General features: G+C 76.9%; 16 protein-coding genes. 10 read left to right on the top strand and 6 right to left on the bottom strand.

Annotated elements, in window-relative coordinates; genetic code table 11:
* The first annotated feature begins 6 nt into the window (after positions 1 to 6).
* Positions 7 to 180, top strand: coding sequence for a DUF6760 family protein (locus NP075_RS16240; protein ID WP_227566422.1), 174 nt, complete (start codon positions 7 to 9; stop codon positions 178 to 180).
* Complete coding sequence (locus tag NP075_RS16235; protein WP_227566423.1) at positions 173 to 643, top strand: phage tail protein; 471 nt, start codon at positions 173 to 175, stop codon at positions 641 to 643. Before NP075_RS16240 ends, NP075_RS16235 begins: the two co-directional genes overlap by 8 nt.
* A 1,750-nt stretch (positions 644 to 2,393) precedes the next feature.
* Here NP075_RS16235 and NP075_RS16230 read toward each other — a convergent pair.
* Positions 2,394 to 2,747 carry a hypothetical protein gene (locus NP075_RS16230; protein WP_227566424.1) on the bottom strand — a complete coding sequence of 118 codons (354 nt, stop codon included), beginning with the start codon at positions 2,745 to 2,747 and terminating at the stop codon, positions 2,394 to 2,396.
* A 4-nt stretch (positions 2,748 to 2,751) separates the two neighbouring features.
* Between NP075_RS16230 and NP075_RS16225 the strand changes: the two genes are divergently transcribed.
* The 7 genes from NP075_RS16225 to NP075_RS16195 are packed head-to-tail and all read left to right on the top strand — an operon-like array spanning position 2,752 to position 9,420.
* A complete protein-coding gene (locus NP075_RS16225; RefSeq protein ID WP_227566425.1) occupies positions 2,752 to 3,495 on the top strand; it encodes a hypothetical protein in 744 nt (247 codons plus the stop codon).
* Positions 3,492 to 4,157: a CIS tube protein gene (locus tag NP075_RS16220; RefSeq protein ID WP_227566426.1), complete on the top strand. Its 666-nt coding sequence runs from the start codon at positions 3,492 to 3,494 to the stop codon at positions 4,155 to 4,157. Before NP075_RS16225 ends, NP075_RS16220 begins: the two co-directional genes overlap by 4 nt.
* Positions 4,154 to 5,908 carry a phage baseplate assembly protein V gene (locus NP075_RS16215; protein WP_227566427.1) on the top strand — a complete coding sequence of 585 codons (1,755 nt, stop codon included), beginning with the start codon at positions 4,154 to 4,156 and terminating at the stop codon, positions 5,906 to 5,908. Before NP075_RS16220 ends, NP075_RS16215 begins: the two co-directional genes overlap by 4 nt.
* On the top strand, positions 5,908 to 6,339 hold the full coding sequence (locus tag NP075_RS16210) for a GPW/gp25 family protein (protein ID WP_227566428.1): 432 nt from the start codon (positions 5,908 to 5,910) through the stop codon (positions 6,337 to 6,339). The genes NP075_RS16215 and NP075_RS16210 overlap by 1 nt, the downstream gene beginning before the upstream one ends.
* Before the next feature lies 1 nt (position 6,340).
* Positions 6,341 to 8,296: a putative baseplate assembly protein gene (locus NP075_RS16205; protein WP_227566429.1), complete on the top strand. Its 1,956-nt coding sequence runs from the start codon at positions 6,341 to 6,343 to the stop codon at positions 8,294 to 8,296.
* 24 nt (positions 8,297 to 8,320) lie between these two features.
* Positions 8,321 to 8,857: a phage tail protein gene (locus tag NP075_RS16200; RefSeq protein WP_227566430.1), complete on the top strand. Its 537-nt coding sequence runs from the start codon at positions 8,321 to 8,323 to the stop codon at positions 8,855 to 8,857.
* A complete protein-coding gene (locus NP075_RS16195; protein ID WP_227566431.1) occupies positions 8,854 to 9,420 on the top strand; it encodes a hypothetical protein in 567 nt (188 codons plus the stop codon). The genes NP075_RS16200 and NP075_RS16195 overlap by 4 nt, the downstream gene beginning before the upstream one ends.
* Before the next feature lie 127 nt (positions 9,421 to 9,547).
* Here NP075_RS16195 and NP075_RS16190 read toward each other — a convergent pair whose 3' ends face one another.
* The 4 genes from NP075_RS16190 to NP075_RS16175 are packed head-to-tail and all read right to left on the bottom strand — an operon-like array spanning position 9,548 to position 20,484.
* Complete coding sequence (locus tag NP075_RS16190) at positions 9,548 to 15,205, bottom strand: carboxypeptidase regulatory-like domain-containing protein (protein WP_227566432.1); 5,658 nt, start codon at positions 15,203 to 15,205, stop codon at positions 9,548 to 9,550.
* A gap of 37 nt (positions 15,206 to 15,242) precedes the next feature.
* Positions 15,243 to 17,744 carry a carboxypeptidase regulatory-like domain-containing protein gene (locus NP075_RS16185; RefSeq protein WP_227566444.1) on the bottom strand — a complete coding sequence of 834 codons (2,502 nt, stop codon included), beginning with the start codon at positions 17,742 to 17,744 and terminating at the stop codon, positions 15,243 to 15,245.
* The gene (locus tag NP075_RS16180) at positions 17,744 to 19,915 is read right to left on the bottom strand and encodes a carboxypeptidase regulatory-like domain-containing protein (RefSeq protein ID WP_227566433.1); all 2,172 of its coding nucleotides are present in this window, start codon (positions 19,913 to 19,915) and stop codon (positions 17,744 to 17,746) included. The genes NP075_RS16185 and NP075_RS16180 overlap by 1 nt, the downstream gene beginning before the upstream one ends.
* Complete coding sequence (locus NP075_RS16175; RefSeq protein ID WP_227566434.1) at positions 19,912 to 20,484, bottom strand: Pvc16 family protein; 573 nt, start codon at positions 20,482 to 20,484, stop codon at positions 19,912 to 19,914. Before NP075_RS16175 ends, NP075_RS16180 begins: the two co-directional genes overlap by 4 nt.
* 248 nt (positions 20,485 to 20,732) lie before the next feature.
* Between NP075_RS16175 and NP075_RS16170 the strand changes: the two genes are divergently transcribed.
* Positions 20,733 to 22,667: an AAA family ATPase gene (locus NP075_RS16170; protein ID WP_227566435.1), complete on the top strand. Its 1,935-nt coding sequence runs from the start codon at positions 20,733 to 20,735 to the stop codon at positions 22,665 to 22,667.
* Between the two features lie 184 nt (positions 22,668 to 22,851).
* Here NP075_RS16170 and NP075_RS16165 read toward each other — a convergent pair whose 3' ends face one another.
* Positions 22,852 to 23,370: a hypothetical protein gene (locus tag NP075_RS16165; RefSeq protein WP_227566436.1), complete on the bottom strand. Its 519-nt coding sequence runs from the start codon at positions 23,368 to 23,370 to the stop codon at positions 22,852 to 22,854.
* Between the last annotated feature and the right edge of the window lie 355 nt (positions 23,371 to 23,725).

The following is a 23,725-nucleotide window of genomic DNA, read 5'->3' as shown; positions in this document are numbered from 1 at the left end:
CGGACCGTGCTGCGCTACCCCGTCGATGCGGTCTGGCAGGAGATCGCCTACCTGGCGTACCACCTGCACTGGCCGATGGACGACCTGCTGGACCTCGAGCACCTCGACCGGGTCCGCATGGTCCGGGCGGTCGCGGCGATGAACGAGCAGGCGTGGGAGGCGGTGCGCGACAGTGTCTGAGCAGACGCCCCTGGGCGGTGGGTCCCCGACGACCTCCAGCAGGTTCCTGCTGGAGGTCGACGGGGTGGAGATCGGCACGTTCCGTGAGGTGCAGGGCCTGCGCCTCGACGTCGACGTCGTCGAGCACGTCGAGGGCGGCCAGAACGGGTACGTGCACCAGCTGCCCGGCGTGATGCGCTGGCCGCACCTGGTGTTCACGCGCGGCATGGTGCAGTCCGACGCGCTGTTCGGCTGGGTGCAGAAGTCGTCCGGGCAGGGCTTCGCCGGCAACGGCGACACCCTGACGCGGGCGACGGGCGCGGTCACCGTGGTCGACGACCGCGGCAACCGCATGCGGTCCTGGGAGCTCGACGGCGTCTTCGCCGTGAGCTGGACCGGGCCGTCGCTGTCCGCCGACTCCGACGCGCCGCTCACCGAGTCGCTCGAGGTCGCGCACCACGGGTTCCGTGCGGTGACGCGGTGACGGCGGCGCCCGGCTCGGGCGGTGTCGGTGTGGGTGGTGTCGGCGTGAGTGGTGTCGGTGCGGGCGGTCAGGTCGCGACGTCGGCGGCGGTGCGCGCGTCCGGTGCGCCGGCGACCCCGCTGGGTGCGGCCGTCGCGCAGCGCTGGCGGCGTCCCGGTCCGGTCGGGCGTCCGCGCCCGGCGGCGATCGGGTCGCTCGCGTCCGCGGCGGTGCGGTTCGCTGCCGGGTCGGGGCGTCCCGTCGCGGTGCGTCGGGCGCTGGTCGGCCCGGCGACCGTCCCGGCGCGCGTCCGCGTGGCCGACGACGTGCGTCCGCCGCGCTGGTGGTCCGGCGACCTCGCGGCCCGCCGTCGCGCCCGCGCCGCGCAGGACGACGTCGTCGTCGCTGCCCACCGGGACCGGCCGCGGGGCCTGCCGCGCTCCGCCGACCGCCTGCCCGACGAGCGCGGCCACCGACCGGGCGCCGTCCAGGCCCGGCTCGCGCCGCGCGTCGTCCCGATGCGCCTGCCCGACGCCGTCCGCGCCGTCGGCACCATGACCACACCCTCCGACGTCGCCCCGCGCCGCCGGACGCCCCGGGGCCGCCCGGGGCCGTCGTCGGCGTCGCAGCAGCCGACCCCCGGCGCCGCGCCGGGCGCTGCGGCGCCGACGGGCACGACCCCCGGAAGGGTGCTCGTCGGCGGTGCACCGGCACCGAGCGGGCGGCCGGGGCTCTCGGGCGTCCTCGTGCGCCGTCAGGCCCACGCGCGCACCGCCCTGCACCGCCGCACCACCGAGCGCCGAGCAGCCGTGGAACCGGATCGCACTGTCACCACCGGCCTGAGGGCGTCGGCGACATCCACCACCCCCCTCCCGGGCGTGAGAGTGCAATCCAGTCACGTGGCGGCGCGAGCCGTGCGACTGGATCGCACTGTCGCGGGGGTGGGGGGTGGGGGTGTGCGTCCGGCGGTCGTACCTCCCCCCATGGGTGTGAGAGAGCGATCCGGTCACGTGCGGCGGGCGACGGCGCCGGGCTCGGCCCTCGTCGGCGGGACACCGCGGGCTGCCGCCGGGCTGCCGACGGCCGTCGCCGCCCTGGGAGGGCCGGTGCATCGCGCGGCGCTCGCGATGCGCGGGTCGCAGGAGGTAGCACTCCGGGCCGCGGTGCCGTCCACCGTCACCCCGGGCCGTGAGGGAGTCGCCGTGCGCCGCCTCGCGCGCGGTGCGGCGTCCGCGGGCACACGCCAGCCGGCCGTCACCGTGCGCCGGAGTGCCGCGACGACGCCTGGCGGCGCGGTCCGCTCGTCGCACCGAGCGGACGTGGTGGCGCGCGCCGGGTCGAGCGCGGCGTCCGGCTCCGTGGCGGCTGCCGCCGTGCTCGGCCCGGGTCCCGGCGTCGTGCCCGGTCCGGACGTCGCACCCGGCGTCGCGTCCGGTCCGGCGTGGCGAGCTGCCGGACGGGTGCCCGGTGCCGGTCACCGGCGACCCCTCGTGCGGCGCTCGACGGGGCTCGGGACCGGCAGCCCTGTCCTGCCCGTCGGCCGCCACGGCGGTGCCACCGCTCACCGGCGGCGTCCGGGCGGAGGGACGCCCGTCGCACCTCCCGCTGCCGCCGGACGTGCCGGCGCACCGACCGCCGCCTCGGTCGCCCCGGGCGTGGCTCCGGGTGTCGCCCGGCGGACCGTCGCGGGTGCGCCCGCGGACGTCCGCGTCGGCACGGTGCCCCGGTCGGTCGCACCGGCGGTCCCGGCCGTCGCCGCCGCGGCACGCGATCAGCGGTCGGCGGTCACCGCGGCGACGTCCCCGACCGTGTCGACGTCCCCGACCGTGTCGACATCGCCGACCGTGTCGACATCGCCGACCCTGGGGGCCTCGCCGACGCGTGGGACGGCAGCGCCCGCGTCCTCCGTCCCCGCGGTGACGTCGCCGAGCGGCGATCCGACGTCACGGGCCTCCGCCACGCCGCCGCACGCCGCTGCGCCTCCGCACGCCGCCACGCCTCCGCACGCCGCCACGACGCCACCGCGGGCCCTCGTCACGCCGGCGCACACCCCCGCCGCGCCGGCGCACGCCGCGTCCGGGCGGTCGTCCGCCCTCACGGCGTCGTCGACCACGACCTCGGCCACCTCGGTGCGCCGCTCCCTGGCAGCCGGCCCCGCCGCCCGCACCCCGGCCCTGGTGCCCCTGCGCGGTGCGGGCGAGCTCGCGCGTGCGGTGCAGCCGGTCGGTGTGCGGGCCCCGGTCACCGCTCCCGCGCTGCGGTCGGCGGTGAGCGCCCCGACCCTCCCGGCCGTCGCACGCGCCGCGCGTCACGGCGGGCCGCCGGCCGGTCCGTCGCCCGTCGGCGTCCGCACCGCGACCGCACCACCCCGCACCGGGGCGTCGACGCGCGGCACGTCGCGGCACGACGGCAGCCCGTCGCGCACCGCCCGGTCCGTGGGCGCCACCGCGCTCGCGGGCACCGGCGCCGTGCGCCGGCTGACCGTGCTGCCGCCACGGACGGTCGTCCGCCGTGGGACCGCGGCACCCACGCTCGCACCCGCCGGCGTCGCCGCGTCGTCGGCCGTCACGTCGGCGCCCCCCGCGCCGCGCCACGCCCTCGGCGGCACCCCCGGCACCCCGTCCGCCGCGCCCGGTCAGGGTCCCGGCGCCGGCGTCGTCCGACGGTGGCTGCCCCCGACCGGTCTGGAGAGGACCCCCGTGCACGACGAGGTACGCCCACCGCACGCGGACGTCGAGCGCCGGCTGCGCGCCGAGCTCACGTCCTGGCTGGAGCACGAGCTGGACGACCGCGTCGTGCGGATCGTCGAGGAACGCCTGCAGGAGCAGGACGAACGGCGCACCTGGCGCCGCACCCGGGAGGTCTTCTCATGACAGCGACGACGGCTCCGGTCAAGGCGTTCCTCGAAATCGAGGGCGGGCAGAAGGTGCCGTGCCTGTTCAACCCGGCGCAGCTGCAGCTCACGCGCGAGAACCACTGGGTGGGTGACCCGCGCCCGGGCCGCGGCGTGCCGCGCCTGCGGTACGCGGGGTCGTCGTCGGGCGTGCTCAGCGTCGACCTGTTCTTCGACACGACGCACGACGGCAGCGACGTCACGCGGCACACCGGGCGCCTGCTGGAGCTCATGGAGGTCGACCCGACGCTGCCCGGCGCGGACGAGGCCACGGGCAACGTGCGCCCGCCGACCGTGACGTTCCACTGGGGCGACCTGCACGCGTTCACGGCCGTGGTCGCGGCGCTCGAGCTGACGTTCACCTACTTCTCGGCGTCCGGCACGCCGCTGCGCGCCCGTGCGGCGCTCGAGCTGCGGCAGTACGAGCCGTCGCGGGCCTTCGGACCGCAGAACCCCACGTCCGGCACGCCGCAGCCGCACCGCGTGCACCGCGTGCAGGCCGGCGAGACGCTCGACCGCATCGCCGCGCAGCACTACGGCGACCCGACGCGCTGGCGTGCGCTCGCGCAGGCCAACGGCATCGAGGACCCGCTGGACCTGCGTCCGGGCACCGTGCTGTCCGTGCCCCGGGGCGACGCGTGAGCACCGACGTCGGCACCGCCCGCCTCAACCCGCTCGCGCACACGTCGTTCGACGTGCGCCTGGGCGGGCGCCCGCTGGGTATCACGGAGCTCGACGACCTCGTGGACGTGCGCGTCCAGCGCGGCGTGCGGACCGTGGGCCGGGCCTCGCTGACGTTCGTCGACCGCGGGTACGCGCTGGTGACGTCGCGGCTGGCGATCGGGCAGGACGTCGAGGTGTGCGTCGACGGCACGTCGCTGTTCACGGGCACGGTCACGGCGCTGGGCACGCGCGCCGACGACCGCGGCGCCACCACGACCGTCACGGCGCACGACGGCGCGTACGGCCTGACGACCGACGCGACGGTCGTCGCGCGCGCCAACGTGGACGCCTCCCAGGTGGTCACCGAGCTCGCGCGGGCGGCACGCCTGAGCGTGCAGGGCTGGCCGTCGTCGCGCGCCGAGCCGTGGCACCTGCAGGCGGACTCGCCGCTCGGCCTCATCGACGACCTGGCGGTCGCCTCGGGGCTGGACTGGGTGGTCGACGGCACGACGCTGCGCGTCTGGGAGCGGGCCTCCGGCACGGCGTCCGGCACCCGCACCGCGCGCCTGACCGTCGGCGTGGACCTCGACGAGCTGTCCGCCCGGCAGGTCGGCCGGCCCGACGCGACGTACGTCGTGCAGGGCTGGGACGCCGCGACGACGACGGCCGTGCGCGCGACCGCGGACGTCCCCGCGCCGCGCGCGGGGTTCACGGCCCGCGTCGACGCCGACGGTGCGACCCCCCAGATCCAGGTCGGCGGCCTGCAGGTGCGCTCGGCGGAGGAGGCCCGGGTGCGCGCGGAGGCGATGGCCGCGCGGCACGGGCGCGTCGAGGCGCAGGGCCGCGGGCCGCTCGCGCCCGGCATCGTGCCCGGCGGGGAGATCGAGGTCGTCGACGGCGGGCCGCTGGACGGCACGTACTACGTGCAGGAGGTCGAGCACCGGTTCGACGGGCGCGCGTCGCGCACGTCGTTCGTCGCGGGCGACCGTGAGCCGGTGCGCCTGGGCGGTGCCGCGGGGGAGCGGACCGTGTCCTCCGCGCGGCACACCGGCCTGGTCGTCGCGACCGTCAACAGCACCGACGACCCCGACCGGCTGGGCCGCGTGCGCGTCACGTTCGTCACCGCGTCGGACCGCACGTCGTCGGACTGGGCGCGCGTGCTCGCGCCGGGCGGCGGCAGCGCGGGCGGCATGGTGCTGCAGCACGAGCCCGGCGACGAGGTGCTCGTGGCGTTCGAGGGCGGCGACGTGAGCCGGCCCGTGGTGCTCGGCGGGCTGCACTCGGCGGCGGCGCTGCCCCCGCAGACCGTGCGCGCCGACGGCGGCCCGCGCGTGCGCGCCATGCACTCGCGGCACGGGCAGCGGCTGGTGCTGGGCGACGGCGAGTCCGGTGACGACGCCTACGTCGAGCTCGCGCTCGGCGCCGCGGGCCACGGGCTGCGGATCTCCCAGCAGCAGGCCGTCCTCGAGGTCGGGAAGATCCCGCTGCGCATCGTCGCCGGGTCGTCGTCGATCGAGCTGGACGGCACCGGCAAGGTCACCGTGCGCGGCACCGACATCGCGGTGCAGGCGGACAACGAGCTGCGACTGAAGGGCACGACCGTGAAGATCGAGGGCACCGCGAAGGTCGAGGTCACGGGCGCGCAGGTCGCGCTCAAGGCCAGCGGCACCGCCGAGGTCTCCGCGTCCGGCCCGACGAAGGTCGTCGGCAACCCGGTGGCGATCAACTGATGAGCGAGATCCACCCCGCCCGCATGACCGCGGCCGCGGACTTCGTCGGCCGCGGGTTCGCGTGGCCGTTCGGCGTCGACCACACCGGGTCGATCGCCATGACCGGCGGCGCGGGCGACGTCGAGGACGCCATGCGCGTCGTCCTGCTCACCGCGCCCGGCGAGCGGCTCATGCGCCCCGCGTTCGGCTGCCGCATCTGGGACCTGCTCTTCGAGCCGATCACCCCGAACCTCGTCGGCCTGGTGCGCCAGGCCGTGCGCGACGCACTGGCCCAGTGGGAGCCGCGGGTGGACGTCGAGGACGTCCGCCCCCTGCAGGACACGGCGGACCACGGCCTGCTCCACATCGAGATCGACTACCGCGTCCGGTCCACCAACGACCGCCGCAACCTGGTCTTCCCCTTCTACGTGATCCCCCGCGAGGACTCCTGACATGCCGCCGCTCGACCCGCCGAACCTCGACGACCGCCGGTTCCAGGACATCGTCGACGAGACCAAGCGCCTCATCCCGCGCTTCACGCCCGAGTGGACCAACCACAACCTGTCCGACCCCGGCGTCGCTCTCGTCGAGCTGTTCGCGTGGGTCGGGGAGATGGTGCTGTACCGGGTCAACCAGGTGCCGGACCGCATGTACGCGCACTTCCTGGGCCTGGTGGGCGTCGAGCCGTTCCCGCCGTCGGTCGCGCGCACGCGCCTGACGTTTCGGCTCGCGGCGCCCGCGACGGAGCCCGTCGTGATCCCCGGCGGGACCGCGGTGTCGACCGTGACGGTCGGCGGGCAGGACCCCGTGGTGTTCGCGACGTCCGCCGAGGCCGTCGCCGTCCCGCCGCGCCTGGTCGCGGCCCGCACCGCCGGACCCGACGGTGCCGCGTCGAGCGACGCGTGGGAGGCACTGCAGGTGCCGGGCGAGTCCGTGCGCTGCTTCCCGTCGTCACCCATCCGCGACGGCGACGCGTTCTACCTGGGCTGCGCCGACCCGCTCACCGACCTCGTGCTGCGCCTGGACGTCACCGCGCACGCCGAGGGCATCGGCGTCGACCCGACCCGCCCGCCGCTCGCGTGGGAGGTGTGGAGCGGGGAGGCGTGGGTGCCCACGGTCGTCGACGACGACACGACCGGCGGGCTCAACCGCGACGGCGCCGTGACGCTGCTGGTCGGCGAGCGGCACGCGCCCCTGACGATCGGCGGCACGACCGCGTACTGGCTGCGCGCGCGCCTGCTCGACCGCGCCGACGGGCGCCCCGCCTACCAGGCGTCGCCGCACGTGGGGTCCGTGCAGGTGCGGACCGTCGGCGTGAGCGTGCCCGCCGAGCACGCGCAGGCCATGCCCGCCGAGGTCCTGGGACGGTCCGACGGACGCCCGGGCCAGCGGTTCGCGGTGTCCGCGGCGCCGGTCGCGACGCGCCGGCCCGACGAGCGCGTCGTCGTCGTCGACCGCGCGGGTGCCGCCGAGTGGGACGAGGTCCCGGACTTCGCCGCGTCCGGCCCGGACGACCGGCACGTGGTGTGGGACTCCGCGAGCGGTGAGGTGCGGTTCGGCCCCGCCGTGCGCCAGCCCGACGGGCGGACGCGGCAGCACGGCGCCGTCCCGCCGGACGGTGCGCAGGTCCGCGTCACCGGGTACCGCACGGGCGGCGGCGCGCGCGGCAACGTCGGGCCGCGCACAGTCACGTCGCTGCGGACCGCGCTGCCGTCGGTGCGCAGCGTCGTCAACCTCGTGCCGGCCACCGGCGGTGTCGACGCCGAGACGGTCGAGGAGGCCAAGGTCCGCGGCCCGCTCGCGCTGCGCACCGGGCAGCGTGCCGTCACCGCGTCGGACTTCGAGCAGGTCGCCCGGCAGGCGTCGGTCGAGGTCGCGCGCGCCCGCTGCCTGCCGGTCGCGCCCGACGGCCCCGCGGCGCCCGTGCACGTCCTGCTGGTGCCGCAGGTGCGCACCGACCCCCGCACCCACACGATCGACGACTTCGTGCTCTCGCCCCGGCTGCTCGACACCGTGGCCGCCGAGCTCGACCTGCGCCGCACGGTCGGCGTGTCGGTGGGCCTGGGTGCGCCGTACTACCACGGGGTGTCCGTGGCGGCCCTCGTGCGCGCGATCCCCGGGCGGCCCGTGCAGGCCGTGCGCGAGCGCGTCGTCGAGGCGCTCACGCGCTTCGTGCACCCGCTGGTCGGCGGGCCGCAGGGCACCGGCTGGCCCTTCGGCCAGACGCTCACCGCGACGGCGGTCGCGCAGGTCGCCGAGGGCGTCGACGGCGTCCTGGGCGTCGACGAGGTCACGCTGTTCGGGTACGACCTGCGCAACGGCCGCCGCGTCGGCGAGGGGCGCGAGTCCCTCACGATCGACGCGGACACGCTGCTGCTGTCGGCCGAGCACCGCGTGGTGGTCCGATGACGTCCGTGGCGACGGGAGCCCGACGTGGGACGCGCTGAGGACTGGCTGCTCGCGCAGCTCCCGGCGGGCATGGTCGCGGAGGACTTCTTCGCGCGGTTCGTGCGGATCTTCCAGGCCGAGGCCGAGACCCTGCTCGCCCACCCGGACAACCTGCCGCACCTGGCGGACCCGCACCTGGCCCCGCCGGAGATGGTCCGCTACCTCGCGCGCTGGATCGGGCTGCCCGGCCTCGACGCGGACCTCCCGGAGGACCTGCAGCGCGACCTGCTCGTCGCGGGGGCGTCGGCGCTGCCCTGGCGCGGCACCGCGCACGGGCTGCGCGTGCTGCTGGAGGGCTGCACGGGTGCTCCCGCACGGGTCGTCGACGGCGGCGGGGTGCACCCGCTGGGCGAGGAGCCGACCGACACCGCCTGGGTGCGCCTGGAGGCGGGGTCGACCGGGCGTCTGACGCAGGACGAGCTGGTCGAGCTGCTGCGGGCCGAGGTGCCCGCGCACGTGCACGTCGAGGTGGTGGTGGCGGGTCGCACGGTGTGGCCGCGGCCGGAGGGAGGGGTCCGATGACCGACGTGCTGCGTGAGCCGGTGCCGGGGCTGGGCCGCGAGCGGTCGGCGGACACCGCGCGACTGGCACCCGTGCCCGTGGCGCAGGTCGGGCCGGTGGGCGCGGTGCGTCCGACCGACACCGTGACCTGCCCCGAGTGCGGGACGCGCTCGGCGCTCGACCTGCTGCGTCGCGACGCGAGCGGGTTCTGCCCGCAGTGCGACTTCCCGCTGTTCTGGGCGGAGCGCGGACCGGGGCGGGCCGACGTGGCCACGTCCGACCCCGGGCCGGTCCGCCGGTCGCCCGGCGTCGGGGGCGAGGCCGCGGGCGTCGTCGTCGCGTGCCTGACCTGCGGCGAGCACAACGCCCACGCGCGCGGGCCGTGCGTGCGCTGCGGCGCCGACCTGACGCCCCGGCCGGCTCCCGTGCCGCCGCTGCCGCCGGCCCCCGAGCCCGAGCCGCAGGTCGTGCACGTGCCCGTCCCCGTCCCGTGCGGGCACCCGCGCACGTGGGTCGTGGCGCTGGTGGCGGCCCTGCTGGGCGCCGGCGCGGCGTTCGTCCTGGCCATGGCGCTGCTCGGCTGACCGTCCTCGCCGCGCTGCCGCGTGAGGAGTGTGAAGCGTTGGTGCCGGATAGCGGCTCCAACGCTTCACACTCTCCCGGGCGCCGCGCGGGCGCCGGCGGACGGCCCGCCCGGTGGGTGGGCCGCCGTCACGGCCCGGGCGGACCACCGGGCGTGGACGGTGCCGGTGTCGGCACCGGTCGCACCTGCACGTCGACCGTCGTGTCCGACGTGCTCCACGCCGACGTCGACGGCACGTACCGCACCGACAGCGTCGTGGTCCCCGACGCCCACCCGGTCGTCGGCAGGGTCACGGTCGCGGTGCCGCCCGCGAGGGTCGCGGAGACGGCCTGCGCCCAGTCCGGCGGCGCGCCGACGGCCACCTGCACGCCCCCGGCGGGGGTGCCGCCGGGCGTCGTGACGGTCACGGCGACGGTCAGGTCCGTGCCGGCCTGCACCGGGCCCGACGTCGTCGCGGACGTCTCGGTCACGGCCGGTGCGGGAGTCGTCGCGGCGGTGACCAGGAGCTGCGTGGCCCCGGCCGGGACGGTGGTCTGCGACAGCGTGACGAGCCAGCTCGCGGACGTGGTGGCGCCCAGCGTCGCGGCGGGCCCGGCCGTGGTGCCCGGCAGGTACAGCACCGAGTCGCTCGCGCCGCCCAGCAGCCGCACCGGGACGGCGACACCGCCCGTGGGGGTCACGGTCACGTCGACCGACGGCGCGCCGCCGGTGGCCCGCAGCCGCAGCTCGACCTCCCGCAGCTCCAGCGGCAGGGTCGTCGCGCCGCTGACGTCGACGGTCTGCTCGACCGTCGCCAGGTGGCCCGCCGGCCCGGCCGCACGGACGGTCCACGTGCCGGGCGGCACCTGCGGGAACGTCGTGACGTACCGGGTGCCGGACCGCGCGACCGGCTGCGGCCCGAGGGTCGTGCCGCTCCCGGACGTCAGCGTCACCAGCCCGCCCGTGAGGTCCGCGCCGATCGACGACGTGACCTGCACCGTCACCGGGTGCCGCACCAGCGGGAACGTCACGTCGAGCACCGTGCCCTGGCCGGGCACGACGTGGACGGCGCGCGTGAGGGTGGCGCCGGACGCCGTGAACGTCACGGTGTACGGGCCGCCGCCGAGCCCGCTGAGCAGGTAGCGCCCGTCGGGTCCGGTGGTGACGTCGACGCCCTCGGTCGCACCCTGCGCCGTCGCGGTCACCTCGACGTCGGGGACGGGGACGGGGACGAGACTGCCGTCGGCGGCCTCGCGCGTCACCGCGCCCTGCACCGAGCCGGTGGGTGTCGCGAGCGGCACCTCGACGCGTCCCGGCTGCCCGGGGCCGACGGTGACGCGCGTGCTCACGGTCGTGTACTCGCTCGTCGACGGCACGACCCACAGCGTGTACGTCAGCGGCAGCAGGCCGCTGAAGACGAACTCGTCGTCCTGCACCGCGGGCGGGTCGATCGTCACGGCGTGGTCGGAGTACGCGAGCCGCACGGCCAGGCCGTCCGTCACGGCGGCCCCGCCGGCGTCGGTGACGCGCACGGTGAGCGTCGAGCCGCGCGGGGTGAGCCGCAGCTCGGCCGGCTCCGGGCCCGTCCCGACCGTCGCCACGGCGGTCGCCGGGTCGTGGTCGGACGCCTCGGCCGTCAGGTCCCAGTCGCCCGCCCACAGGCCCTCGCGGTCGAGGTCCCCGGCGAGCGTGACGCGGCCGTCGGCGTCCGACGTGGCGGTGAACGTGACGTCGCTGGTCCCGGCCTCGTCGGCGGGGCCGACGGCGCTCACCCGGGCACCGGGCAGCGCGACGGACCAGCCCGTGCCCAGGTGCGTGGACACGGTGCCCTCGACCCGGCCGAGCCCGACCAGCGCGACGGTCGGCCTCGCGTCCGCACCGGGGGGCACGTCGACGGTCGTCGCGGGGCCGGTGCGGAACCCGGCGGCGACGACCCGCAGGTCGTACCGCCCGACGGGCAGCGCCCCCAGGTGGACCGGTGCCGTCGAGGTGACGCGACGCTCGGCGACGACCGTGCCGCCCGACGACAGCGTGACCCGCGCGTCGGTCAGCGGCGCCGCCGCGTCCGGTGCGAGCGTGACCAGGACGCCGCCGTCGCGCACCAGGACCACCTGGGCGGCGGTCGTGAACGGGGAGTCGTCGTCGCGGTACGGCACGACCACGACCAGCTCGGCCGTGCCCGCCCGCACGCTCCAGCCGTCGGCGGTGACGCGGAACCGGTACGTGCCCGGGCGGATGCGGTTCTCCACGCCGAGCGCCGTGTCGACGAACGTCAGCGGGACCTGCGTGGCGTCCTGGCCGTCGACGGTCGTCGGGAACCCGCCCACCGCCGGCGTGAGCCGGACCGTCCCCGTGCCGGGCGGCGCGTCGACGGCCTCGAGCGTCACGCCGGGCACGGCCGTCACCCGCGGCACCAGCACCATCGAGGCGTCGAGCAGCTGGTACGACGGGGTGAGCACGACGCGGTCCACGCCGCCGAGCTCCACACCGTCGAGCCGCAGCGGGTCGAACCCCTCGGCGTGCACGACGACGTCGACGTGGCCGGACACCAGCGGCAGGACGGGCCGGCCCGCGCACGCACCGGTCGGCGCCGTGCAGACCAGGACCTCGCCGAACCCGTCGGTGGTGAACGACTGCGAGCGGCGCACGGGCGTGGTCCCGGAGTAGCCGACGACGCCGGTCACGGTGACGCGTGCCGACGCGAGCGCCCGGAACGCGTCGTGCGCGGACTGCACGACGACCTGCACGACCTGGTCCCCCACGGGGGAGGCGAGCACGACCGTGGCGTCGAGCTGCTGGTTGAGCGAGATGTCGCGCTCGATGGTGATCGCGGCGCTCGCGGCGTCGGCGGCCGTCGTCACGATGCGGTACGTGCCGGGGGTCAGCCCGGTGAGCACGGCGACGCCGTCGGTGTCGGAGACGGCGTTCGCGACCGTCGGGCCGCCGACCTGCGTGGCGTGGACGGTGGCGTTCGCGGCCGTGCCGATGGCACCGCTCGCGTCGGCGCGCAGCGTGGTCACGCGGATGATGCCGAGGCGCTCGACGGTCGCGTCGTAGCGGCGGGTCTCGCCCGGCAGCAGGACGACCTCGACCGGGTCGGGCGTCACCCACTCGGCCGGCAGCCCCACCAGGACGACCTCCCACGCCCCGGCGGGCAGCCGCCGCAGCTCGTACATGCCCTGCTCGACGTTCGCGCAGCGCGCGTCGGGGCCCGTGCACGTCGCCGTCGCGGGCGTGCACGACGTGGTCGAGCCGGCGGGGCGCGCCACGACGCACACACCGGTCGGCAGCGCGCCGACGCGCGGCAGCACGGTGCCGACGAGCGACGGCGAGGGCGTCAGGGCGACCGTGGCGGCCTCGACCACCGCGCCCATGGGCACGGCGACGTCGACGGTGCTGCGCTCGTAGCCGGGCACGGAGACCGTGAGGGTGTACCGCCCCGGCAGCAGGCCGGGCTCGCCGTCGCCGGGCAGCACGTAGGCGTCGTCGGGCCCGGCTGTGGCGGTGACGGTGCGCGTCGTGCCGTCGAGGGCGGTGGCGCGGGTCGTGACGGTGACGAGGCACGGTTCCGTGGTCGCCAGGCACGTCACGCGTCCGCCCGTGGCCGCGTCGGTGGCGCGCCCGGTGACGCTCGCCGTGGCGACGAGCCCGTCGCCCGGCACGGTGGTCAGCACGAGGTCCGACGTGACGGTGCCGCCGGCGGCGACCGTCACCTGCGCGTACCCCGTGACGTACCCGAACGCCTCGGCGGAGAGCACGTACGTGCCGGCCGCGACCCCGACGAACCGGTAGGAGCCGTCGCCGTCGGACGCCGACATCGACTTGTACGTCTCGGTGCCGTCGCTGAGCCGCAACCCGGCGGCCGTGACACCGGCGCCGTCGTCGCCGCGGACGGTCCCGGTGACGGCGCCGCCGATCGCCGTCATCGCGACCTCCCAGCCCTCGACGCCCTGCGGGGTGAGCGCCAGCTCGCGCGTCACGGTCGCGTAGCCGGGGCCCGCGACCGTGACGGTGTAGGTGCCGGGCACCGGCAGGTCCGCGAGGACGAAGCGGCCCGCGTCGTCCCCCGTGAGCGTCGTCGCGGTGCGGGTCGTGGTGCCGTCGGTCGCGGTGACGGTGAGCCCGCCGATGCCGCCGACGCCCCCGAGCGTGGCGGTCCCCAGCGCGACCCCCGAGAGGGACGCGACACCCGGGGAGACGGCGAGGTCGACCGTGCGCTCGGCGGCCGCCGGCATCGTGACCAGCCGCGACGTGCTGCCCCACCGGTCGGAGGACGCCGTGACGAGGTACGTGCTCGGGGTGCTCAGGCCCTCGACCGACCAGCTGCCCACGCGGCCCTCGGTCACGGTGCGCGTGGTCACGGTGGTGGTGCCGTCGGTGATGGTCAGGCCGACGCCGCCCACGGGCCCGTCCGGTCCCGTGACGACGCCGCGCAGGACGCCGTCGCCCGCGCGCAGCTCGGTCTGCAGGGGCGTCGCCGACAGCTCGGCGCCCGTCAGGACGTAGCGCGCGGTGCGGTAACCGGGCTTGGCGACCGTCACGAGGTACCGCGTCGTGGGTGACAGGCCGGCGACGGCCCAGGTCCCCGCCTCGTCGGTGGTGGTGCGCACGCGCTGCGCGGTCGGGCCGGTGCCCTCGACGGTGAGCGCGGTGCCCAGCAGCCGCCCCGGCGCCGTGGGGGCGGTCAGCGCGGTGCGCGCGGCCCGCACCGCGGCGACCGCCGGTGCCAGGACCCGGCCCAGGGGCACGCCGGACGCGGCGTCGGTGACCAGCCGCCCGACGCCCACCGCGCCGTCCGGGACCTCGGCCGCGGTCGGCGTGGTGCCCCACAGCTCGGAGGTCGGCACGACCTGCACGCTGGCCCCCGCGGGGTCCACGCCGGACACCTGCCCGGCGACCCGCAGCGCGGGGGCCGGTGCGGCGTCGAGGGCTCCGGGGGCGCCGCCGGCGTCGTCACCGCTCGCACCACCGCTCCCACCGCCGGCAGCACCGCCGGGCGCGCCGGCACCCGGCTGGGCATCGGCCCCGCCCGCACCCGCCGCCGGCGGGGCGTCCTGGCCGCCGTCGAGCGCGGCGACGACGCGCGGGATGCCGACGACCGCGCCACCCGCCCACAGCGCGACGACCGCGACGACGGCCGCGACCTTGAGGACGGTGGGGCCGAGCCACGCGCGGGACGTGAACGTGCCCGGCACCTGCTGCGGGGCGCTGCGTCCCGTCGCGGTGACCGTGAACGTGTGGCGTCGCGCGCGCCCCACCCACCGGTGCCCGGACCGCAGCACCGCCGGCACGCGGACGGTCGCGGCGGGCGCGACCTGCACGGGGACGGCGGGGACGTCGACGTCCACCCCGACGCCCGCCGCGGTGAGGTCCACGGACGTGGGTGCCGCACCGGTGTTCGCGAGCACGACGTCCACGCGCCGGCGACCGCGCCCCCGGGAGTCGGCGGGCTCGACGCTGACCAGCAGCTCGCTCGCACCGTCCACGGTCAGCTGCGCGTCGGTGACCGTGCGGCCGGCGGGCGTCTCGGCGACCACGAGGAACGGGTAGGCGCCCGCGGCGGCGCCCGCGGGCACGGCCACGCGCAGCGTCGTGCCGGCCGTGGCCTGCGGGGCGAGCGCCGGGACGTCGACCGTCGCCGGTGCCCACCCGAGGCCCACGGCGTGCACGCGCACGTCGACGGGCCCGGTGGTGACGTTGCGGACGCGGACCGCGACGTCGACGTGCGTGCCGGGTGCGCCGTGCGCGGTCGCGTCGACCGCGACCGTGGGTGCGGACGTGCCGCTGCGTCGACCGGTGTCGCTCACGAGGTCCTCCGTCCCGGCGCGCGGGTGGCCCGCGCGCTCACGAGGTCACGTCCACGGCCCGCTGCTCGCTGGCGGCGAGCGTGAACGGCGGGGAGACGCCGACCACGGACCCGCCCGCGACGACGCGGACCTCCACCAGGTAGTTCTGCGGTGCGTCGACGTCGTCGAACGCGTAGACGCCGTTCGCGTCGGTCGTGGTGGTCGCGACGGGCGCGGCGCCCGCGAGGCCGTAGTCCGAGGCCCGGTACAGGCGCACGCCCGCACCCGCGAGGGGGTCGTTGCCGCGCCTGACGGTGCCCGTCACGGCGGCCGGGCGCACCAGCACAGGGCTCAGGGTCGCGTCCTGACCGGCCTGCACCACGACGATCTGGGACACGCTGCGCGTGCCCGCGCGCGTGAACGTCACCGTGTACGTACCCGGGGGCAGGGCGTCGACGGCGTACGCGCCCACCGCGGCCGCGGGCGTCGACGCGGTCGTGACGGTGCGCGTCACCGTGCCCGACGCGACCTGGACCGTGACGTTGCCCGCGGCGACCGCGCCGCCGGCGCCGTCGAGCTGCCGGACGGTCCCGGACAGGGTCCCGGACGCCGAGCGCATCGTGACGTCCAGCCCACCGGCCGACGCGGCACCGGACGTCACACGCCCGAACCCGTCGATGCTCACCGACAGCACCTGGGACTGCAGGTCCGCGTGGGCGAACGTCACGGTGTAGGTGCCCGGCACGGGCACGCCCGCGAGGCGCCACGACCCGGACCCGGACCGGGCCGCCGTGCGCCACGTGCTCGCGCCGTCGGTCACCGTGACCTCGACGCCGCCGGGGTCGCCGCCGGGGACGGCGACCGTGCCGCCCAGCGTGCCCTGCGCGTCCCCGAGCACGACGTCGACGCCCGTGAGCTCCTGCGCGGCCGTGAGCGTGAGGGTGAGGGTCGCCGGTGCGCGGCCGTCCGCGGAGACCACCACGGTGTACGTCCCGGGCGTGGGCAGGCCGCGCAGCACGAACGAGCCGACGCCGTCCTGCGTGAGCGAGACCGTCTCGACGCGCACGGTCGCCGACGACGCCACGACGCTCGCGCCGCCGAGCGGCCCGGCGCCGCCGCTGACGGTGCCGCTGATCGTGCCGTCGCCCAGCAGCAGCGGCAGCTCCAGGCCCGCGCGGGACTCCCCGGCGGCGACGTCGACGCGCTGCACGTGCGTCGCGTAGCCGGGCTTGGTGACCACCAGGTCGTACACCGCCGGGGACGGGACGTCGGCGATCTCGACGGTCCCGTCCTCACCGACCGGGACCGTCCGCACGACGACGCCCTCGCCGGGGGTCCCCGCGTCGTCGGCGACGATCCCGGACCCGAGCAGCGGAGCGGCGTCCAGCGGCATCTGCACCTGCACGGTCGCCCCGCCGACGTCGTCGCCGGTCACGGTGCCCGCGAGCGTCGCGGGCACGCCCCCGACCACGACGACGAGCCCGTCGACGGCCGCCCCGTCCGCCAGGTCGACGGCCGTGGCGTCGTCGGCGGTCGCGGCGGCGGGGTACCAGACCTCCGCGAACCCGGCGCCGCGCACCCGCAGCAGGTAGGAGCCGTCGGCGAGCCCGCCGACCGCGAACGCGCCGTCCTGCGTGGTCGCGGCCGTCGCGACGGCCGTCGTCGTGTCGTCGGGGGAGACGACCTCGACGCTGACGCCACCCAGCACCGTCCCGGTCGTCAGCTCGAGGACCGTCCCGCTCAGCCCGGCCGTGCCGGTCGTCGCGGCGCTGTCACGGGCCTGGGCGACCTCGAGGGCCAGGTCGCGGTCCGCCGCCGAGCGCTGCACGACCGTGCCCAGCGCGAGCGCGATGACGGTGGCGAACACCGTGACCGCCGCGAGCAGCCCTACGAGCGCGATCGCGCCGCGCGTGAACCGGGGCCGCTGCAGGAACACACCGGTCGCGGCGGGTGGTGCGTCGGGCCCCGGCGCGTGCGTCCCGGTCGTGCGGACCTCGAACGGCCGCAGCACCGGGTCGCCGGCCCACGGCCGGCGTGCCCGTGCGGTGAGCGTCACCGACGTCGACGCGCGCGGCGGCACCGTGACGGTCGCCGGGACGAACGCGAACGTGGTCCGCGCCTCGGGGTCGACCGCGGTCAGCCCGCCCACGTGCGGGGTGTTGCCGTCGTTGTGCACGACGGCCGTGAAGACCGCCTGACGCCCCGCGGTCACGGTCGGCGGCTCCAGCACGACGCGCGTGCGGTGCACCGCCGGGACCTCGAGGACGACCTCGTGGACAGCGACGGCGGCCGGGTCGGCCAGGTCCTGCACCTCGACGCCGACCGTCCACCGGCCCGCGGGGGCGTCGGCGGGCAGCGTCAGCGCGACGCGCACGCTCGCGGAGGCGCCGGGGAACAGGCGCGGCTGCGGGTCCGCGACGTGCACCCACGACGGGTCGACGCCGAGCACGCGCACCGCGAAGCCCGCGATGACGTCGCGCGTGTTGGTCAGCGTGACGACGGCCTCGCTCGTGGTCCCGGCGGCGGCCGGCAGGTGCCGGGGGGTGACGTCGACGTGCATCACGGCCCCGGCACGGTGAGGTCGGTGCGTGCGGTGCCGCCGCCGGTCACGGTGACCAGCGCGGTGGTCAGGACGCGCCCGTCGGCACCCAGCACGCTGACGGTCCAGCGGCCCGCGTGCAGGCCGTCGAGGGAGTACGTGCCCGCACCGTGCGCACCGCTCTGCGCGGACGTCGTCGTGCGGACCTCGGCGCCGTCGGTGGCCTGCACGGACATGCCCGCGACGCCCCCACCGGCGCGCAGCACGCGCCCGGTGACGGTGCCCACGGCGTGCCGCAGCGTCACCGTGCCGGCGGACCCGCCGGACGCGTCGACCGCGACGGTCGTCGGGGTGTACCCGTCCTTCGTGAACGTCAGCGTGAGCTCGCCCGCCCCGACGCCCGCGAGCGTGAACGCCCCGACGTCCCCGGCGGTGAGCGTCGTCGTCGAGCCGCCCGAGCCGCCCGCGCCGACCCGCACGCCGCCGAGGCCCGCGCCCGTCCCGTCGACGACCCGTCCGGTGACCGTGCCCGCGCCCGCCGGCAGCACGACGCGCGCGTCGGCGCGCTGCTCACCGGCGGCGAGGTCCACGACGAGCGTCTGCGTGCCGTACCCCTCGCGCGCGAACGTCAGCACGTACGTCGCCGGCGTCGGCAGTGCCGGCAGGACGAACCGGCCCACGTCGCCGACGGTCGGTGTGCCGACCTCCACCTCGGTCCCGTCGACCGTGGTCGTGACGGTCACGCCGCCGAGCGGGCGGCTGCCGTCGGTGACGACCCCCGCGACCTGGCCCGCGCCGGCGCCGAGCCGCACCGCGGTCGCGATGCGCTCCTGCCCGCCCAGCACGCGCTCGGTCGTCGTCGTGGCCGTGTAGCCCTCCGCGGCGAACGTCAGCGCGTACGTGCCCGGTGCGGGCAGCCCGTCGAACAGGTAGGTGCCGTCCTGGGTGCTCGTCGTCCAGGTCAGGGCCGGGTCGGCGCCGACCCACGCCGCGGTGGCCGTGACCTCGACGGCGACCTCCCGCGTGGTCTGGCCCACGTCGACCGTGCCGGTCAGCGACGCGGGGTCGCCCTCGACGCGCAGGTCGACGCCCTCGGTGGTCTGCTGGGCGGCCGCGTGGACCGCGCGCGCGGCGCCGTCGCCGGCCGCCGCCGGGTACCAGACGGGCGTGTGGCCGTCGGCCTGCACGCGCACCAGGTACGGCCCGGGGAACAGCCCGGACATCGTGTACGTCCCGTCGGCCTGGGTCGCGGCGGACGACACCACGACGAGCCCGTCGCGGGTGCGGCGCAGCGCGTCGACCGTCATGCGGCCCACACCCTCGCCGTCGACCGCGGACGTCACCGTGCCCGCCAGCGCCGCACCCACCGCCGCCGGCACGGCACCCTCCTTGGCCAGTGCGCCGTCCGGCACGCCGCCCGCCCCCAGCGTCGCGGCGTAGAACGACCCCGCGACCGCTTTGGCCACGGGCTCCGCACCCAGGGCCATCCGCATGCCGAACCACATGGCCGCCGCCCACGCCGCGAGGATCGCGAGCAGGACGAGCACGGTCACGACGCCGCGCCCCACCAGCGGACGGTGGCGCAGCGTCAGCGTCACGTCGCCCGTCGCGCCGTCGGTCCGCACGCGCACCGTGCGGTCCTGGTCCGAGCCCAGCAGGCGGCGCGGCGCGTGCACCACGACCGTGCTGGTCGCGGCCGCCCCGACGGGCACGTGCAGCGTCGACGGCGTGAGCGTCGCCGTCAGCGCGCGGTCCGTGTCGAGGGTGCGCAGCGCGAGGTCCAGGGGGACGTTGCCGGTGTTCGCGGCCTGCACGGTGTAGGCGGCGCGGCGGCGCGCGCGCACGAGCGTCGGCACGGCCGTCAGGCGCGCGCGGGGGTGCGCGGGCACGGTCAGCTCGACGGGCAGCGGGGCCGGCGCAGGCCCCGCGACGCGCCCGGTCAGCACCACCGAGAGCACGTGCGTGCCCGCCGGGAAGTCCTCGGGGAGCGTGAAGGTGAGCTGCACGTGCGCGGTCGCGTCGGGGAACAGCACGACGCGACGCGGTGAGACGTCCACGGCGTCCGCGGGCACGCCGAGCACCTGGACCGTCAGCTCGTCGATGACGTCGCCGGTGTTCCGCACCTCCAGCGGGACCGTGCCGGTGCCGCCGGGCGGCACCTCGAGGGCGCTGGGTGCGCTGACCGCCCTCATCGTGGCTCGACGACGTGCGGCGACACCTGCGCCTCGACCCCGGCGACGGCCGTGGGTGCGTCCTGCCACGGGTACGCGTCGGCGGCGACGGTGGCGACCAGCGTGAACGACGCCCGGACCTGGCCGCCCAGCGACGACCACAGGTCCCGCGGCCGGTTGCGCTCGTCGGACGCGACCGCGAGCTGCACGGAGGAGGCGAGGGCCGCCGGGGCGAGCTCCGCCGGCACCGTCGGGTGCGCGAGGAGGCGTGTGAGCACGTCGCCCAGGAGCTGGTGCTCGTCGCGCGTCGAGCCCGCCCACGCGCTGACGAGGAAGCTCAGCTCGACCATCGGCAGCGGGAAGCGGCGGCGCGCGACGGTGCCGTCGGCGGCCCGCACGGGTGCGTCCATGCGCGGGGGCAGGCCCGAGCGTGCGACGTCGTAGAGGAAGAGGTTGACCGTCAGGCGGTTGACGGTGGCCGACCACGTCGACGTCGGCGCGTCGAACACGACGTCGCCCTGCTGCTCGCTCAGCGGCAGCGCGGTGCGCAGCAGTCGCTCGAGCCCGTCCTGGACGGCGGGGATGAGCACGGCACCTCCCGGCGGGCTGCGGAACACGGACACGCCCGCGCGGCGCCGGCGCGCAGGAGAGCTGCGGGACCTGCCGTCGGGTCGTGTCACCGTACGGACGGCGCCGCGCGCGGGGCATCGGTAATCGCTACCGAACCTGCTCCGCCGGGCTCGACGGGCCGTCGCGCGGGGTGCCAGGGTGCCAGGGGCGTGCGGACTCACCGCGCGCGTCGCGACCCGGGACGACCCGGCGGAGACGGGGGAGTCCTGTGGGTGGCACGACACCGGTGCTCGATGCGCTGGCGTTGACGGTCGACGCGCTGGGGAAGGCGGTCGACCGGCGCGGACCGCAGTGGTCCGACGCGCCCGCGGCCCGGGCCGCCCTCGACGCGCTGCGGGCCGACGCCCCGGGCCTGGCCGGGCTGGACCCCGCCCTCGACGACCTCGCCGACGCGTGCGCGCTCGACGCGACGGACCGGCACGTCGTCGCCGTGGCGCTGCTCGCCGAGACGCACCCCGTCGCGCACCTGCTGACCGGGCTGCTCGCGGGTGCGGGCGGTGCCGACCTGCCGACCCGGGCGCTCGCGCTCGAGCTCGCGGGTGCGTCGGTGCTCGACCCGGCCGCGCACGCGCGGTTCGCGCCCGGCGCCCCCCTGCACCGGGCGGGGCTGCTGCGCGTCGTCGCGGGCGGGACGTTCGCGACCGCGCGGGTCGGGCTGCGGCCCCGGGTCGTCGCGCACCTGCTGGGCCGGCGCGACGCGGACGACGCGGTCCGCGGCCTGCTGGGCGAGGCGGTGCCCGCCGACGTCGACGGGTACCGGGACGTCGCGGCGGCCCTCACCGCGGGGGAGCCGCTGGTGTGGGTGCACGCGCCCGTCGGCGCCGCCGGCACCGGGCTGGCCGTGGCCGCGTGCCGCGAGCTCGACGTCGCGTGCGTCGTCGTGGACCTCGACCGCCTGCCGGCACCCGCGGGCGCCGACGGCCCGGACCGTGCCACGGCGTGCGAGGCCGTGCGCGCCGCGCAGCTCGAGGCCGTGCTGGGGCGCAGCGTGCTCGTGCTGGCCGGTGCGCACGCCGTCGGCCCGGACCTCGTGCGGCTCGCCGACGCCGGCGCCGTCCCCGTGGTGGCCGTCGGCGGCACCGTGTGGGACCCGCGCTGGGCGCCGTCCCTGCCGCCGACGGTCACGGCCGGGCGGCTCACCCTCGCCCAGCGCGCGCAGCGGTGGGCGGCCATGACCGGCCCCGACGTCGCGACCCCCGACGTCGTGTCCCTGCGCATGACCCCCGAGGAGATCGTCAAGGTCGGCCGGCGCGCCCGCACCGACGCGGCGCGCGACGGCCGCGGCGTGGACGTCGACGACGTGCGCCGCACCGCGCGGCGGCTCGGTGGCGTCGCCGGGTCCCGCGTGCGCACGCAGGGCACGTCCGCGACGCTCGACGACCTCGTCCTGCCGGAGCACACGCGCGGCGAGGTCGAGCGGCTGCTCGCGTGGGCCCGGCACCGCGACGACGTCCTCGCCCAGGGCGACCTGCACGGCAAGGGCGGCAAGGGCACGGGCATCAGCGCGCTGTTCTCCGGCAGCCCCGGCACCGGCAAGACGCTGGCCGCGCACGTGGTGGCCGACACGCTCGGCATGGACCTGTTCCAGGTCGACCTGTCGTCCGTCGTCGACAAGTACATCGGGGAGACGGAGAAGAACCTCGAGCGCGTGTTCGGCCAGGCCGAGTCGCTCAACGCCGTGCTGTTCTTCGACGAGGCCGACGCGCTGTTCGGCTCCCGGTCCGCGGTGACCGACGCCAAGGACCGGTACGCCAACCAGGAGGTCGCCTACCTGCTGCAGCGCATGGAGGCCGCCGAGGGCCTGACCATCCTGGCCACCAACCTGCGCGGCAACCTCGACCCGGCCTTCGCCCGGCGCCTGCACTTCATGATCCACTTCCCCGACCCGGACGTCCCCACCCGCCGCGCGCTGTGGGAGCACCACCTCGCGCAGCTGCCCCGCACCGACCCCGACGACCCGGTCGACGTCGACCTGCTCGCGGAGACCGTCGAGGTCTGCGGCGGCGACATCCGCAACGTCGTCCTCGCCGCGACGTACGACGCCGTGGCCGCCGGGGTGCCGCTGGGGATGCGGCACGTGCGGGCCGGGACGCTGCGGGAGGTCGCGAAGCTGGGGAGGCGGTTGACGGACCCGCGGTGGTGAGGGGGGAGCGAACTGCTCGGGCTGCCCACGCACTTTGTCCCTAGGCTCATTGGGGTGAGACCGTTGTCCCGCGCACGCCGGCCGTGGCATAGTTGTCAATGCCCGAGGAGTTGATCCTCGTGGAAGACGAAGACCCGAGACCCTTCCGGACGGTTGTGGCGCTCGGGTCGACGCATGTCCGGGGTCAGACAGCGACGACCGACGTCACGAGCGGGGCCGCACGTCGTCGCCACTCACCGCCCTTGCTCCACGCCCACGCGATGGCATCAGGTGCCGCAAGGAGATACTCCCTGCTCGCGGGGGCGTGCTCGTAGGTGAGCTTGTCGTGGCACCGCAGGCGGCGCGTCAGTTCGATGAGTTGCTGCTGGTCGCGCCCGTCGACACCAGCGGCGGTCTCCAGGCAGAGGCGGGCTCCGCCCGTCTCGACGACGTCGATGACGAGGCGCTCAAGGCATGCGTGCCGCCGCGCGATGTTGGTCTTGTGGTCCGGGCCTGCTTCGTAGAGAGTCGCGGAGACATTGAGGTCGTTCAGGCGTTGCAGGATGAGGCGCTTGCGCGGCTCCGACTCCTTGACCATGTGCAGGCGGCGCTGACCACGCCCGACCAGTTCCTTGATCCCGCGGCGGGTGGCAGCGACGTCTTCCGGGAGCACGACGGCGGCGACGAGCAGGTACCCGCTCCGCATCGACTCGTCGATGAACATGCGCCGTGGATCCATAGAACTTCCCCTCACCGTTGACACACACGGGAGGGGGCTCGATCAGAGTCTCCGATGTGACCGCCACGTCGGGACGGCACTCCCCAGCCTAAACACGAACACCGACACTGCGGCCAGCGTCTTGACCTGCACAAACGCTGGTCGCGGCTTGTGCTGGGTGGGTATGAGCGACGTAGCATCAGGGAATGCCTGATGCCGGGTCACGCCACCCACGATCCGACGACGCGTCGCGCCACGTCACGCAAGCTCTGCGCGACCTACTTCACGTACGGGAGCGCGAAGACCGGGAGTTGCCGACAGAACTGCGAGAGGTGGCAGCGGCTCGAGCTCTCGTCGAGAT

Origin of the sequence: Cellulomonas wangsupingiae, assembly GCF_024508275.1 — a bacterium.
GTDB lineage: Bacteria > Actinomycetota > Actinomycetes > Actinomycetales > Cellulomonadaceae > Cellulomonas > Cellulomonas wangsupingiae.
This window is presented reverse-complemented; position numbering and strand designations above follow the sequence as displayed.